A 14,351-nucleotide genomic window follows, 5' to 3' on the forward strand; every position below is an offset into this window, starting at 1 on the left:
CCGCCCGGGTGCGTCGGGCGCGTTCACGGTTTCCGAGCCGCGCTCGTCGCGACGAACGCCGCGACGTCGCCGCGCCGCGCGAGCCCCAGCTTCGCCAGCAGGCTCGCGACATGGTGCTCGACGGTGCGCGGCGAGCGGTGCCAGCGCGCGGCGATCGCGCGGTCGCTCAAGCCTTGCGCGACCAGCTCGACCAGCGCGCGTTCGCGCGGCGTGAGCCCGAGCGGGTCGGCGCGCGTGGCCTTACCGAGGCCGCGGCGCGCGGTCGAGCCGAGCTCGCGCAGGCGGCGCCGTGCCAGCGCCGCGGCGGGTGCCGCGCCGAGCTCGTCGAACAAGGCGAGTGCACGTTCGAGCTGCGCGACCGTGCCGCCCAGCAGCGCCAGCCCGGCTTCCCAGGCGTTGCCCAGCCGCAGCCACGCGGCGGCCGCGTCGTCGAGCCGGCCGGCCAGCTCGGCCGCGCAAGGCGGCGCGACATCGAAGGCCGGCAAGGCCTCCAGCGCATCGAGGCGGCGCAGCCAGACCGCCAGCTGCCCGCAGCGCCAGGGCTCGCCGGTGGCCAGCGACGGTGCCCAGGCCGCGTGCACGATGCGCAGCAGCCCGTCGCGCTGCCCCAGCAGCCAGGCCGCTTCGGCCGCCGCCGGCGCCAGCGGCGCGTACCACGGCGCGGGATCGGGCCCGCGCCGGCCGGCGAGCGCGTCGATCCAGTAGGTCCGTACGGCCGGCGCGGCGGGCTGGCCCCGGCGCAGCGCGAGGCGCGCGCGGTGGTGTTCGCACTGCGCGCGGTCCATCGGCAGCAGGTCGGTGCGCGACAGCAGCGCGGCCAGTTCCTGGTCGGCGCGCGCCCAGTCGCCGGTTTCCAGCCGCGCGAAGGCGCGCCGCACGTGGATGCGCGCGACGTAGAGCTCGAAGTCGCGCGCCTCGCAGTAGGCCAGCGCCTCGTCGCACAGCTGCGCGGCGCGCGCCATGCGCCGGTGCACCAGCGCGTGCGCGATCAGGTTCATGTAGGCGCGCGCGGCCTGCTCGGACCAGCCGCGCTCGAGCGACATGCGCAGGCTGCGCTCGAGCTTGGCCCACGCGTCGTCGCGGTCGGCGCGCACCAGCTCCTCGGAGCCGACCGTGTTCAGCGCATGCGCCAGCGTCTCGTCGTCGCGCGCGGCTTCGGCCAGCGCCAGCGCGCGCCGGCCCCAGTCCTCGGCGGCGCGCGACGGGTCGAGCAGGTGCATCTGCGCCATCACCGCGACGGCGCGGCCGAGCTCGCGCGGGCGCTGCAGCGGTTCCAGCGCGGCGATGGCCTCGCCGGCCAGGCGCTTGCCGCCGGCGAGGTCGCCGCGCAGCCAGCGCAGCCGCGCCAGCCGGGCCTGGCCGAGTGCGGTGGCCACCGCGTCGCCGGCCTCGCGCTGCAGCGCGATGGCCTGCTCGCGCGCGGCCTGCGCGCGGTCGAGCTCGCCGATCAGCTCGCACTGCTCGGCCTGGTCGGTGAGCAGCCCGGCGCGCAGCGCCGGCGGCGCCTGTGCGCTGCGCTCCAGTGCCATCGTGTACAGCGCGGCGGCCTGGCGGTGCGCGGCGGCGCGCGCGGCATCCTCGGCGGCCTGCGGCGCCAGCTGCAGCACCTCGTCGTCGAGGCCGGCCCCGTCGGCATGGTGCACGCGCCGCGTCGCGGGCGCCTCCGGCAGCAGCTGCAGCAGCTGGCGGTGCAGCGTGCGGCGGCGGCCGTCGGCCAGTGCCGATTCGATGGCGCGGCGCGCGAGCTCGTGGCGGAACACGATGCTGTCGTCGTGGTCGACCAGCAGCCCGCTGGCCGCGCATTCGTCGATCGCGTCGATCAGCGCCGGGTCGATGCCGTGCAGCACCGCGCGTTCGACCGGCACCGGCGACACGCTGGCCGCGTCGAGCAGCCGGCGCGCCAGCGGCGACAGGCGCTGCGCACGCGCGAGCACGGTGTCGCGCACCGAGGCCGGCAGCTGCCCGCCGCCGCGCTCGCGCAGCAGCTCGCCGACGTAGAACGGGTTGCCCTGCGTCAGCCGGTGCAGGCCGTTCGGCGCCCGGCCGGCGCGGTGCGCGGCGAGCTCGACACCGCGGGCCGACAGCGGCGCCAGCGGCAGCCGCAGCGTGGCCGCCGGCGGCAGGCCGGCGATCACCACGTGCAGCGGATGCTCCGGCGGCAGTTCGTCGTCGCGGTAGCTCAGCACCAGCCCGAGCGGCAGCGCGTCGATGCGCCGCCCGAGAAAGCGCAGCAGGTCGAGGCTGGCATGGTCGGCCCATTGCGCATCGTCGACCGCCAGCACCAGCGGCGCGCGGCGCTGGCGCAGCCAGGCGAGCAGCTCGGGCATCACGTCCTGCACGCGGTGGCCGCGCTGCACCAGCGACGCGAGGCCGGGCGGCAGGCCGTCGACCATGTCGAGCAGCGGCCCGAGCGGTGTCGGCGACAGCAGCGGCTCGCACCAGCCGATCAGCCAGTCCAGCCCCGGCGGCGCGGCCGCGCGTGCGGCCTGCAGCACGCTGGTCTTGCCGACGCCGGCTTCGCCATGCAGCAGCAGGCAGCGCCCGCCGGCACCGGGCGCGGCGAGCGCGCGCAGCCAGTCGGCGAAGCGTGCCAGCGGCATCTCGCGCTCGATCAGCGCCGGAGCACCCGGCGCCGCCCGGTCCTGCATGCGAATCCCCTCGATCCTCCGGGGCGCATGGTACTGAGCGGCGGCGGGTGGCGACCGGGCGGTCCCCGCGATCAGGGGCGTTGGGTCGTGACGGTCGTCGTCAGCGAGCCGTCCGGATTGCGCGCGCGGTCGACCGTGCGCGTGCCGCCCTTCGGGCCGGTGACCGTCTTGTCGACCGCACCGTCGGCGCCCTGCGAGCGGTCCACCGTCGTCACTCCGCCGCGGCGTCCGGTGATCGTCGCGTCGGTGCGGCCGTCGGCGCCGATCGAGCGGTCGACGGTCTTCGTGCGGCCGGCCCGGCCGGTGACGGTCTTGTCGACCGCGCCATCCGCGCCGCGGCTGCGGTCGACCGTGCGCTGGCGGCCGCCGGGGCCGGTGGTGGTGCTGTCGATCAGGCCGTCGTCGCCGCGCTGGCGATCGATGGTCGTCGTGCGGCCGGCGCGGCCGGTGACGCTGGTGTCCTTGGCGCCGTCGGCGCCGCGGGTGTGGGTGACGGTGCGCTCGGCGGCCACCGCGCTCGAGGACAGGCCCGCGAGCGAGGCGGCGGCGATCAGGGTGAGGGTGAGCAGGCGACGCATGGTCGGTTCCTTTCGACGGGGTGGCGGGGTCAGGGCATCGACTTGTCGCGGAAGAAGTTCCACAGCAGGTCGGGCATGTAGTTCGGGTAGTGGTGGTCCAGCCCCTGGATCACCGCCATGTGGAAGGTGTTGCCGCCCGCGGGCGTCGCGGTGCTGGTGGTGTGGGTGTAGATGCTCATCAGGTGGCCGTAGAGCGTCGCCTGCTGCCAGCTGTAGGGCGCGCCTAAGCTCAGCACGCCGAGGAAGGGCTCGTTCATGCGCTGGTAGCGCGCGGTGCTGCCCTGGTCGGTCATCGGGAACGGGTTCTCGGCCGACATGCCGTAGCGGTCGTCGCGGTCGCCGACCGCGTAGATCATCGACATCGGCCGCGGCGCCGGGCCGTTCAGCCGCGCCTGCGCGCCGCCCGCGTTCGACGCGGCCGCGGCGACCAGGTCCGAGGCTTCGTGCGCCAGCCGCAGGCTCATCTGCCCGCCATTGGAGAAGCCGCTGACGTAGATGCGCTTCGCATCGGCGGCGAAGTTGGCGGTGATGTCGGCGACCATCGCGCGGAAGAAGGCGACGTCGTCGGCCAGCGGGTGGTCGACGGCGGCGAGCGCCTCCGCGGGCAAGCCCACGCGCTGCTCGGCGGTGCACAGCGGCCGGTCGGTCGGGTCGCCGAGGAAGCTGTCGGCCCACTTGGTGGGCGTGCGGCGTTCGGCCGGGTGGGCGAAGACGCCGTTCTTGTCGTCGTCGTCGTAGTAGCAGTGGCGCAGCGCCGTCGGGAAGACCGCGATCAGTCCTTCGGCATCGGCCTTTTCGCGCCAGCCCGAGCCGTTGTAGAACTGCTCGCCATCGCCGCTGGTGCCGTGCAGCATGAAGACCGCCGGCGTATTCATCTGGCCGCGCGCGCGCCACGGCAGGTGCACGATGTAGTGGCGGGTGAGGCCCTGGATCGTCGCGGTGCGGTGCAGCTTCAATCCGCAGGCGGCGGGGCGGGCGTCGCAGAACTCGGCGAGCGAGCTCACGCGCACCGGTGTCACCAGGTTGCCGACGACCGGCCCGAGCGCGTAGAGGTCGGTGGCCGTGTAGCCGACGCAGTTGCCGGTGGCCGGGTAGCAGCGGTAGACGTAGGGCGGCGACACCTGCGTGGGCGCCGTGCCGGGGAAGTGCACGGCGTACTGCTGCTCGATGTAGGGCAGCAGCGTCGCGGCGAGCGCTTCGTTGAGCAGGTCGTCGGAGATCGACCACAGCGCGCGGCGCCGTTCGTCGGGCGCGGCGGCGGGCGCCGACGTGTCGCCCGGGCGGCCGCCGCCGCAGCCGGCCAGCAGCGCCGCCAGCAGCGTGCCGGCGAGGACGCGTCGAATGCTCGATAGGGACTTCATGATGCCTCCTGAACCTCGACCGGCATGACGACGCCGGATGGCCTGAAGGCTAGGGGCCGCGGCAGCGGGTGCGCGTGCCGGCGGCTACCTGGAAATCGGGGGCGGACTACCCAGATTTGCGCGCCGAATCTGTACGCCGCGCCTAGCCGCATCTTTACGCTCCGCCACATCCCCGACATGCGCGGTTGCGGTGCCGGTTGCAACAATCCGACGCATGAGCGCCGCTGCCATCGCCCTGAACCGCTTCGGCCTCGGCTCCAGGCCCGAGGAACCGGTACCGGCCGACCCGAGGCGCTGGCTGCTGTCGCAGCTGGACGCCTACGAGCCGCTTCCCTCGCCCTGGCAGCCGTTGCCGCGAACCGCGGCCCTGGTGGCCACGTGGCTGGCGCAGCAGCGCGCCGTCCGGCAGGCGCCCGAGGGCCAGCGCGCCGGCATCCGGGAGGCCTATCTCCGGCAGGGGCGCGAGGCCTACGTCGCGGCGGTCGGCGCGCGCACCGCCAGCGCGCTGCAGGCGCCGGCTCCCTTCGTCGAGCGGCTGGTGCACTTCTGGTCCAACCACTTCGCGGTGTCGGTGGACAAGCTGCTCGTCGTCGGGCTGGCGGGCGGCTTCGAGGCCGACGCCATTCGTCCGCATGTGCTGGGCCGCTTCGAGGACCTGCTGCTGGCCGTCGTGCGTCACCCGGCGATGCTGCTGTACCTGGACCAGGCGCAGTCGATCGGCCCCGGCAGCCGCGCCGGCATGCGTGCCATGGAGCGCCAGCAGCGCCCGCGCGGCCTCAACGAAAACCTGGCGCGCGAGATCCTGGAACTGCACACGCTCGGGGTGCGCAGCGGCTATACGCAGGCGGACGTGACCGAGTTCGCGCGGGCGCTCACCGGCTGGACGCTGCCGGGCGATACCGCTACCGACACCGCCGGCGCCGGCGACACCGCCGACGCTGCCGCGGCGACGTTCCGCTTCGTGCCCGCGCTGCACGAGCCCGGTGCACGGACGGTGCTCGGCCGCACGTATGCCGAGGGCGGCGAGCAGCAGGCGCGGTTGATCCTCCATGACCTCGTCGCGGCGCCCGCGACCGCGCTGCACATCGCCACCAAGCTGGCCCGCCACTTCATCGCCGACGTGCCGCCCCCCGCGCTGGTGCAGCGCCTGGCGGACATCTTCACGCGCAGCGGCGGCGACCTGCCGAGCGTCTACCGCGCGCTGGTCGCCTCGCCGGAGGCCTGGCAACCGGAGGGCGTCAAGTTCAAGTCGCCCTGGGAGTGGGCCGTGTCGAGCCTGCGGGCGCTCGGGCGGCAGCAGGTGCCCCCGGGACAGGCCGCCAGCCTGATGAACCAGCTCGGGCAGCCGGTGTGGCGCCCGGGCTCGCCGGCCGGCTACGGCGACCTGACGGCGACCTGGGCCGCGCCCGATGCGTTGCTGCGCCGGGTCGAAGCGGCGCAGCGCATGGCCCTGCAGACCGGCGATGCCGTCGATGCCCGTGCGCTGGCGCCGCGCGTGCTGCCGGACGTGCTGAGCGCCGCCACCGCGCAGGCCCTGGCGCGCGCGGAGAGCGGGAGCACGGCGCTGGCGCTGCTGCTGGTCTCGCCCGAATTCCTCAGGAGATGAGCATGACGCTGGACCGACGCCGCTTCCTGGGCGCTGCCGCGCTGTGCACGGCGTCGCCGGTGCTGTTCGCGCAGGCCGCCACCGAGCGGCGCTTCGTCTTCATCATCCAGCGCGGCGCGGCCGACGGCCTGAACACCGTCATTCCCTATGCGGAGCCGGCCTATGCCAGCATGCGCGGCGCGCTGGCGATCGATGCGGCCAGCGCGCTGAAGCTGGACGGCACGTTCGCGCTGCATCCGTCGCTGCCGCAGCTGCACGCGCTGTATGCCGACGGCCAGGCGAGCTTCTTCCACGCGGTGGCTTCGCCATACCGCGACCGCTCGCACTTCGATGGCCAGAACGTGCTGGAAACCGGCGGCCGCGCGCCGTACCAGGTGAAGGACGGCTGGATGAACCGGCTGCTGGGCCTGCTGCCGCGCCACGGCAAGGACGCCATCGCCTTTTCACCCGCCGTGCCGATGGCGCTGCGGGGGGCGGTCGAGGTCACCACCTATGCCCCCTCGGCGCTGCCGGTGGCCACCGACGACCTGATGATGCGGGTGGAGCAGCTCTACGCGAAGGACGCGCAGCTGCACGCGATCTGGTCCTCCGCGCTCGACGCCCGGGGCATGGCGGGTGGCATGCCTGGCGGCGAGCGGCGGCAGGACCCGGCCGCGCTCGGCCGCATGGCGGCGCGCTTCCTGGCGCGGGCCGACGGTCCACGCCTCGCGATGATCGAGACCGGCGGCTGGGACACGCACAGCGCGCAGAACCCGCGGCTCGCTGGCCAGCTCAGGGGCCTGGACCAGCTGATCGGCGGCTTGCACGAGGGGCTGGGCGCCGCGTGGTCGCAGACGGTGATCCTGGTGGCGACCGAGTTCGGGCGCACCGTGGCCGCCAACGGCACCGGCGGCACCGACCATGGCACCGGTGCGGCAGCCATGCTGGTGGGCGGCGCCGTGCAGGGCGGCCGCGTCGTGGCCGACTGGCCGGGCCTCGCGCCCGCCAACCTGTTCGAAGGACGCGACCTTGCGCCGACGCTGGCACTGGACGCGCTGGTGAGCTCGGCGTGTGCCGAGGCGTTCCGGCTCGATCCCGAACGCACCGCGCGCATCCTGTTCCCGGAATCGGCGCGGGCCGGGCTGGCGCAAGGACTGCTGCGCACCTGAGCCCGGGGCCCGCCGGACGGCGCGTCAGGCGGTCGACGCCGGTGTCAGCCTGATGATCGCGAAGGTCGCGCCGAACGGGTCCATCAGCACCGAGAAGCGGCCGACGCCCGGGATGTCCGCCGGCGGCATCATCACCGTGCCCTTCAGCGCCTGCGCCTGGTCCGCGGTGGCATCGGCATCGGCCACCGCCACGTAGGGCACCCACATCGTCGGCATGTCGTCGCCGCACTGCATGATGCCGCCGCGGCTCTGGCCGCCCTTGGCCAGCATGTAGTAGGTGCCCTGCTCGCCCATGTCCATCGTGTCGTGGCCGTAGCCGAAGGCGGCCTCGTAGAAGGCCAGCGCGCGCCGCGCGTCGCCGGTCCACAGCTCGTTCCAGCACCACTGGCCGGGCGGCGCCTGCGGCACGTCGGGCCGGTCGCCCTGCGTGCTCTTCCACAGCGAGACCACCGCGCCGGTCGGATCGGTGATGGTCGCGCCGCGGCCGACGGCGCCGAAGTCGGCCGGCGCCTGCAGCGACTTCGCGCCGGCGGCCAGCGCGGTGCGGTGGCTGTGGTCGACGTCCTGCACCGACAGGTAGCTGCGCCATTGCGTCGCTTCGCCCGCCTTCGCGGTGACGAAGCCGCCGATGCCGTCGCTGCCGTTCATGATCAGCGGGTAGCGCTCGTCGCCGATCGGCATCAGCTCGACATGCCAGCCGAGCAGGCGCTCGTAGAAGCCGCGCGCCGCCGCCGGGTCGGGCGACAGGTGTTCGAACCAGACGAATTTGCCGGGCAGGTGGTCCATGGTGCGCCTCGCTTCGGTCCGTTGAAGGGGGCGACCAGCATAGACCTCGGGCCGCTGGCTGAACAGGGCGCCGACCCGCGCGCCCCCTCGGGGGGGGTCCACTACGCCAGCCGTACCGGGATGCGCCGCGGACCGAAGCCGCGCGTGAACGCCGGCGCGAAGCGGCCGGCGAGCGCGTGGCCGCAATCCGGGCAGCCGCCCTCGGGCGTCACGCGGTACGCGCCGATGCGATACCAGTCGCGCTCGATCAGCCGCGCGCCGCAGCCCGCGCAATAGGTGCTGCCGCCGTCGCCGTCGTGCACGTTGCCGGTGTAGACATGCTGCAGCCCCCGGTCCAGCGCGATGCGGCGCGCGCGCGTCAGCGTGGACGGCGGCGTCGCCGGCCGGTCGTTCATCTTGTAGTCGGGGTGGAAGGCGGTGAAGTGCAGCGGCACCTGCGGGCCCAGGTGCTCGTGCAGCCAGCGGCTCATCGCGTCGAGCTCGGCGTCGCTGTCGTTGAGGCCGGGGATCAGCAGCGTGGTGATCTCGAGCCAGCAGTCGGTCTCGTGCCGGATGTACTGCAGCGTGTCGAGCACCGGCGCCAGGTGCGCACCCGTCTGCTGGAAGTAGAAGTCCTCGGTGAAGCCCTTCAGGTCGACGTTGGCCGCGTCCATCTTGCGATAGAACTCGCGCCGCGGCTCGGCATGCATGTAGCCCGCGGTGACCGCGACGGTCTTCACGCCGCGTTCGTGCGCCGCGTCGGCGCAGTCCATCGCGTACTCGGCGAAGATCACCGGGTCGTTGTAGGTGAAGGCGACACTGCGGCAGCCGGTGTCGACCGCTGCCTGCGCCAGCGCCTCGGGCGTCGCGGCATCCATCAGCCGGTCCATCTCGCGGCTCTTCGAGATGTCCCAGTTCTGGCAGAACTTGCAGGCCAGGTTGCAGCCCGCGGTGCCGAAGGACAGCACGCTGGAGCCGGGGTAGAAATGGTTCAGCGGCTTCTTCTCGATCGGGTCGACGCAGAAGCCCGAGCTGCGGCCCCAGGTCGTCAGCATCATCTCGTCGCCCACCCGCTGGCGCACGAAGCACAGGCCGCGCTGGCCCTCGTGCAGCCGGCAGTCGCGCGGGCACAGGTCGCACTGCAGGCGGCCGTCGTCGAGCCGGTGCCACCAGCGGCCCGGATGCAGCGACTCGTCGAGCACGCTCATCGCTCGTCTTCCTCGAACTTCTCGACGCTGTAGCGCGACAGGCGCAGGTCCGCTGCCCAGAAGTCGGGCGGCAGCCCCGCCTTGTGCCTCAGCGCCCGCAGGAAGGCTTCCGGCTCGCGCAGTTCCTCCCACACCTGCGGCAGGAAGGTTGCACGCGTCTCGCGCCAGTCGAGGATCACGCCGTCGATGCCGGGCCGCAGCGCGGCGAGCGCCTGCGCTTCGTCGCGCGCGGGGATCTCCACCGCCGGCCCGAGCAGCGACACCTCGACCTGCAGGCCCGGCCACTCCTCGCGCGTCAGCGGGGCGAAGCGGCCGTCGTGGAAGGCGGCGGCGATGGCGTTCTGGCGCACGTCGGTCCCCAAGGGCCGCGTCGCTTCCAGGCGGCCGACGCAGCCGCGCAGGCGGCCGTCGGTGCTGCGCAGGGTCACGAACGTGGCGCCGGGCTGGCCGAAGTCCGGCGGGTCGCGGTGGCGCGCGGCCTGCAGGCCGAGCTCGCCGGCGATGGCCGCGCGCGCGGCGGCGATCAGCGCGGGGCCCAGCGTCGCCGGATCGTCTTCGGGGCTTTCCGGCTCGAAGGCGATCGACGCGTAGCCGACGACGCGGCGCGCATCGCCCTCGGCGCTGTCGGCCGAGGTGCACTGCGCCAGCAGCCGCGGCGCCAGGCCTTCTTCGCGCGCGACCTGCAGCGCGCCGTTCAACGCCGCGGCGCCGCAGGCCTCGTCGCCTTCGAGCTCGCCGTCGAACTGCAGGATGCGCTCGACGGTGGAATGGTCGCGCTGCTGCGCGTCGCTCTCGCTCAGGTAGTGCGACAGGTCGGAGCTGACGATCACCAGCGTCTCGTCGCCACCCCACAGGCGCCGCACGACCGCGCCGACCTCGTCGCGCGTCGCCTGGCCGACGACCAGCGGCACCAGCGTGAAGCCGTGACCGAGCACGGCCTGCAGGAAGGGCAGCTGCACCTCGATCGCGTGCTCGTGGGCATGGGCGGCGCCGCTGTGCATCACCTGCGGCAGGTCGTCGAGCGCGTCGATCGCCGCCGCGTCGATCGGCACACGGCCGAGCGGGGTCTCGAATTCGGAAGCGCTGGGCAGCGCCAGGCCGCGCAGTGGCACGCGGTGCGCCGGCGCCAGCAGCACGACGCGGGTGATGCGCTTGCGCCAGGGCGCCAGCAGCGCGATGCCGTGCGCGGCGCAGTCGCCGCTGTAGACATAGCCGGCATGCGGCAGCACCAGCAGCTTCGGCGGCCGCGCGCGCGGCGCTTCCGGCCGGACATGCGACAGGTGCCTGGCCACGCTGCGGCTCAGCGCCGCGGCGTCGCCCGGATAGAAGGTGCCGGCAACGGCAGCGGGACGGATGGCCATGTGCAACCCCCAGGACTACTGTCAGTGTGGGTCGCGAGGGCCAAAGTTCAAGCGGCCGTCTGCGGTCAATTCAGCGGCGCGGCCGCCACGCCCGGGCGCGCAGCAGCGCCCAGCATTCGAAGAGGCCGGCGAGCAGCGTCGCGGCGACGGCCAGCGCGGGATGGGTGACGAGGCGGTGCAGGCGGGCGCTCATGGCGGCCTTTCGCGAACGGGCGAAGCGGCCACCCTAGAACGCGGCGGTGACGGCGCGGTGACAGGGCGATGACAGCGCGGCGCCCGTCAGCGGCGATGTCAGCCGCGATGGCCGCGCCAGCTCAGCGCGGGCCGAGCACCTGCAGCAACCATTGATTCAGCGCCGCAATCTCTTCGATGCAGACCGAATGCTCCATCGGGTACTCGTGCCAGTCGACTTCGTGGCCGAACTCCACCAGCGCATCGCGCGCGGCGATGCCGCGCAGCAGCGGCACGACGCCGTCGTCGCGGCCATGCGCCAGGAACACCGGCACGCCGGCATTCGCGGCATGGCGCTCCTGCGCGGTGCTGGTCGCCAGCGGCAGGTAGCCGGACATCCCGGCCAGGCCCGCCAGCCGGCGCCCGTAGCGCAGGCCGGCCAGCAGCGTGATGGCGCAGCCCTGCGAGAAGCCGGCCAGCACGATGCGCTCGGCCGGCATGCCGCGCGCGACCTCGCGCTCGAGCAGCGCATGCACCAGCGCCAGCGATTCGCGCAAGCCGCCTTCGTCCTCGCGGCGCACGAGGTCGTTGCCGAGGATGTCGTACCAGGCGCGCATGCGGTAGCCGCCGTTGATCGTCACCGGCCGCACCGGCGCGCGCGGCATCAGGTAGCGCACCGGGCCGAGCGCCGAGAGGTCGAGCTCGTCGCACATCGGCAGGAAGTCGGTGCCGTCGGCGCCCAGGCCGTGCAGCACGATGACGCTGGTCACCGGCTCGCCGGCGGGGTGGAGTTCGATCGTCGCGAGGTCCATCGACAGGCCGTCCGGTGAAGGTGAGTGACACGCATCGTACGCGGCCGCATCACCGCGTCACATGCCCGAGCTAGGGTGGCAGGCGGCATGCCCGACCACGCTGTCTCCCCCCCGCTGACCGAGCTCGCCGAGCTGCAGGCGCTGATCGCCGCCGGCGGCCCGGGGCTGCAGGCGCGGGTCGCCGGCGAGGTCGCGGTCGGCCGCGAGCGGCTGCCGCTGTGGGTCGTCACGCTCGGCAACCCGGCGCCGGACCGGCCCGGCTTCGGCGTCTTCGGGGGCGTGCACGGGCTGGAGCGCATCGGCGCAGAAGTGGCGCTGGCGTTCCTGCGCGGCCTGGTCATGCGCCTGCGCTGGGATACGACCCTGGAGCGCCTGCTGGAGGACCTGCGCATCGTCGTGATGCCGCTGGTCAACCCGGGCGGCCTGCGGCTGGCGACGCGCGCGAACCCGCAGGGTATCGACCTGATGCGCAACGCGCCGGTGGACGGCGACGACCGCACGCCCTGGCTGCTGGGCGGCCACCGGCTGTCGCCGCGGCTGCCCTGGTACCGCGGGCCCGAAGGCGCGCCGATGCAGCCGGAGGCCCGTGCGCTGTGCGAGGTGGTCGAGGCCGAGCTGCTGCCGCGGCCCTTCGCCCTGACGGTGGACTGCCACTCCGGCTTCGGGCTGCACGACCGGCTGTGGTTTCCGTTCGCGCACACCGCGCGGCCGTTCCCGCACCTGGCCGAGCTGCAGGCCTTCAGCGACATCCTCGACCAGTCGCTGCCCCAGCACCCCTACCTGCTGGAGCCGCAGAGCCGGCAGTACCGCGCCCACGGCGACCTGTGGGACCACCTGGTGCTGCAGGCCGCCGCGCGCCCGCGGCCGCCGGTGCTGCTGCCGCTGACGCTGGAGATGGGCTCGTGGTTGTGGGTCAAGAAGAACCCGCGCCAGCTGTTCTCGCGGCTGGGGCTCTTCAACCCGCTGATCGGCCACCGCCAGCAGCGCGTGCTGCGGCGCCACCTGGCCTGGCTGGACTTCGCTGCCCGCGCCGCGGCCAGTGCGGCGCGCTGGCTGCCGCAGGGTATCGAGCGCGGCCGATGCGCCGACGCGGCGCTCGCCCGCTGGTATCGGGGCTGACATCGGGGCTGACCCGCCCGCCCGGTCATCCCTGGTCACCATCCCGGTTGGCCGGGAATACGTTCGCCGCCTACACTCTCGCCCTTGCGGTTGACCGGCCCCCGCGCCCACATCACGTTGTCGGCGGCGGACAGCGTCCGAAACACGGACCCCCGATGTCGGCGCCGCAGCACCCCTCGTTCGTTCTCCCTACCATCCCCGCTCAGCAGGACTCTTCGGCATGTTCGCGAACCGTTTCTCCGCGCGCCCGCACCGTGCAGCGCTCGTCTCTTCCCTGCTGTGTGCGCTGCTGGTCTCAGCCGCGCCGGTGGGCGCGCAGACCGCTGCACCGGCCTCGGCCGCCAGCGCACCCGCCGGCCCCACGGTGCGCGCGGAGGTCGCCAATCCGCTGAATGCGGCGCAGACGATGATCCGCGCCAACCAGGGCAAGGAGGCGCTGGCCAAGGTCGCCGAGGCCGAAGGCGTGCCGAACCTGACGCCGTACGAGCAGCACACGATCAACCACACCAAGGCGGTGGCGGCGCTGGCCGCCGGCGATCCGGCGCTGTCGTTGTCGCTGTTCGAGAAGGTGCTGGCCTCGAGTTTCATGCCCGAGAAGGACCGGCTGCCGATCACCGAATCGGCGGTGCGCCTGGCGATCCAGTCCAAGAACCATGCGAAGGCGATCGAGCACCTGAAGAGCTACAAGCAGCAGGGCGGCAACGACGGGGCCCTGCTGCGCGCCCATGCCCAGCTGCTGGCCGAGACCAACGACTTCGCCGGGGCGATCGCCGAGGCCAAGGCGCAGATCGCCGCCGAGACCGCCGCCGGCCGCAAGCCGCCGGAAACGCTGTACCGCGTGCTCGGCTACAGCCAGCAGAAGGCCAACGACACCGCCGGCTACGTGCAGACGCTGGAGCAGCTGGTGCAGCAGTACCCGACGCCAGACTACTGGGCCGACCTGCTGTCGCGCATCGTGCGCAAGCCCGGCTTCTCCGACGACCGCCTGCGCCTGGACGTGTACCGCCTGCAGCGCTCGCTGGGCGTGAAGCTCGAAGGCGAAGAGATCGCCGACATGGCTCAGCGCGCGATGCTGATCGGCCTGCCCGCCGAGGCCAAGGCGCTGCTCGACGAGGGTTACGGCGCCGGTCTGCTCGGCAAGGGCAAGGATGCCGCGGCTCAGGCCAAGCTGCGCGACCAGGCCAACAAGGCCGCCGCGCAGGATGCGAAGGCGCTGGCCGAGAACGAAGCCGCGGCCCAGAAGGCCAAAGACGGCACCGCGCTGGTGAATCTGGGCATGGCGGTGGCCGGCACCGGCGCCTGGGACAAGGCGGCGACCCTGATTGAACAGGGCATCGCGAAGGGCGGCCTGCGCCGCGCCGACGAGGCCGCGCTGCACCTGGGCTACGTGCAATGGCGCGCCGGCCGCAGCGACGATGCCCTGCGCAGCTTTGGCGGCGTCAAGGGGGCCGACGAAGGCACCAACGACCTCGCGCGGCTGTGGGCCTACCACGTGCGCGCGGCGGCGAAGAAGTCCTGATCGGGGATCGGTCGGCGACGCGGGTGCAGGCCCGCGTCGGCGGGCAGGAGTGAAG

At 73.7% G+C, this 14,351-nt stretch carries 12 protein-coding genes; 4 read left to right on the plus strand and 8 right to left on the minus strand.

The window, feature by feature from the left end:
* Positions 1 to 23: 23 nt before the first annotated feature.
* The 3 genes from P1K89_RS20725 to P1K89_RS20735 all read right to left on the minus strand — a co-directional run bounded on the left by P1K89_RS20725 (position 24) and on the right by P1K89_RS20735 (position 4,587).
* Complete coding sequence (locus tag P1K89_RS20725; protein WP_284618406.1) at positions 24 to 2,648, minus strand: ATP-binding protein; 2,625 nt, start codon at positions 2,646 to 2,648, stop codon at positions 24 to 26.
* A 71-nt stretch (positions 2,649 to 2,719) separates the two neighbouring features.
* Positions 2,720 to 3,226 carry a hypothetical protein gene (locus P1K89_RS20730; protein WP_284618408.1) on the minus strand — a complete coding sequence of 169 codons (507 nt, stop codon included), beginning with the start codon at positions 3,224 to 3,226 and terminating at the stop codon, positions 2,720 to 2,722.
* A gap of 29 nt (positions 3,227 to 3,255) precedes the next feature.
* Complete coding sequence (locus P1K89_RS20735; RefSeq protein WP_284618409.1) at positions 3,256 to 4,587, minus strand: CE1 family esterase; 1,332 nt, start codon at positions 4,585 to 4,587, stop codon at positions 3,256 to 3,258.
* 214 nt (positions 4,588 to 4,801) lie between these two features.
* On the opposite strand from P1K89_RS20735, the gene P1K89_RS20740 reads away from it, so the two are divergent.
* Together P1K89_RS20740 and P1K89_RS20745 are read left to right on the plus strand one after the other, a co-directional pair.
* Entirely contained in the window at positions 4,802 to 6,193 is a 1,392-nt protein-coding gene (locus P1K89_RS20740) for a DUF1800 domain-containing protein (protein ID WP_284618410.1), read from the plus strand.
* 2 nt (positions 6,194 to 6,195) lie between these two features.
* Positions 6,196 to 7,341 carry a DUF1501 domain-containing protein gene (locus tag P1K89_RS20745; RefSeq protein ID WP_284618411.1) on the plus strand — a complete coding sequence of 382 codons (1,146 nt, stop codon included), beginning with the start codon at positions 6,196 to 6,198 and terminating at the stop codon, positions 7,339 to 7,341.
* A 24-nt stretch (positions 7,342 to 7,365) separates the two neighbouring features.
* Here the strand turns inward: P1K89_RS20745 and P1K89_RS20750 are convergent, their stop codons facing one another.
* From P1K89_RS20750 to P1K89_RS20770, 5 genes are all read right to left on the minus strand, one after another.
* Entirely contained in the window at positions 7,366 to 8,127 is a 762-nt protein-coding gene (locus tag P1K89_RS20750; RefSeq protein ID WP_284618412.1) for a VOC family protein, read from the minus strand.
* 101 nt (positions 8,128 to 8,228) lie between these two features.
* Positions 8,229 to 9,314 carry an AmmeMemoRadiSam system radical SAM enzyme gene (gene amrS / locus P1K89_RS20755; RefSeq protein ID WP_284618413.1) on the minus strand — a complete coding sequence of 362 codons (1,086 nt, stop codon included), beginning with the start codon at positions 9,312 to 9,314 and terminating at the stop codon, positions 8,229 to 8,231.
* Complete coding sequence (gene amrB / locus P1K89_RS20760) at positions 9,311 to 10,675, minus strand: AmmeMemoRadiSam system protein B (protein WP_284618414.1); 1,365 nt, start codon at positions 10,673 to 10,675, stop codon at positions 9,311 to 9,313. The genes amrS and amrB overlap by 4 nt, the downstream gene beginning before the upstream one ends.
* Before the next feature lie 70 nt (positions 10,676 to 10,745).
* Complete coding sequence (locus P1K89_RS20765) at positions 10,746 to 10,868, minus strand: hypothetical protein (RefSeq protein ID WP_284618415.1); 123 nt, start codon at positions 10,866 to 10,868, stop codon at positions 10,746 to 10,748.
* 121 nt (positions 10,869 to 10,989) lie between these two features.
* Entirely contained in the window at positions 10,990 to 11,658 is a 669-nt protein-coding gene (locus tag P1K89_RS20770) for an alpha/beta hydrolase (RefSeq protein WP_284618416.1), read from the minus strand.
* Between the two features lie 87 nt (positions 11,659 to 11,745).
* On the opposite strand from P1K89_RS20770, the gene P1K89_RS20775 reads away from it, so the two are divergent.
* Together P1K89_RS20775 and P1K89_RS20780 are read left to right on the plus strand one after the other, a co-directional pair.
* Complete coding sequence (locus tag P1K89_RS20775) at positions 11,746 to 12,777, plus strand: M14 family zinc carboxypeptidase (RefSeq protein WP_284618417.1); 1,032 nt, start codon at positions 11,746 to 11,748, stop codon at positions 12,775 to 12,777.
* Between the two features lie 220 nt (positions 12,778 to 12,997).
* On the plus strand, positions 12,998 to 14,296 hold the full coding sequence (locus P1K89_RS20780; protein WP_284618418.1) for a tetratricopeptide repeat protein: 1,299 nt from the start codon (positions 12,998 to 13,000) through the stop codon (positions 14,294 to 14,296).
* Positions 14,297 to 14,351 lie beyond the last annotated feature (55 nt).

Origin of the sequence: Aquabacterium humicola, assembly GCF_030167915.1 — a bacterium.
In the GTDB taxonomy this organism is placed as follows: domain Bacteria; phylum Pseudomonadota; class Gammaproteobacteria; order Burkholderiales; family Burkholderiaceae_C; genus Pseudaquabacterium; species Pseudaquabacterium humicola.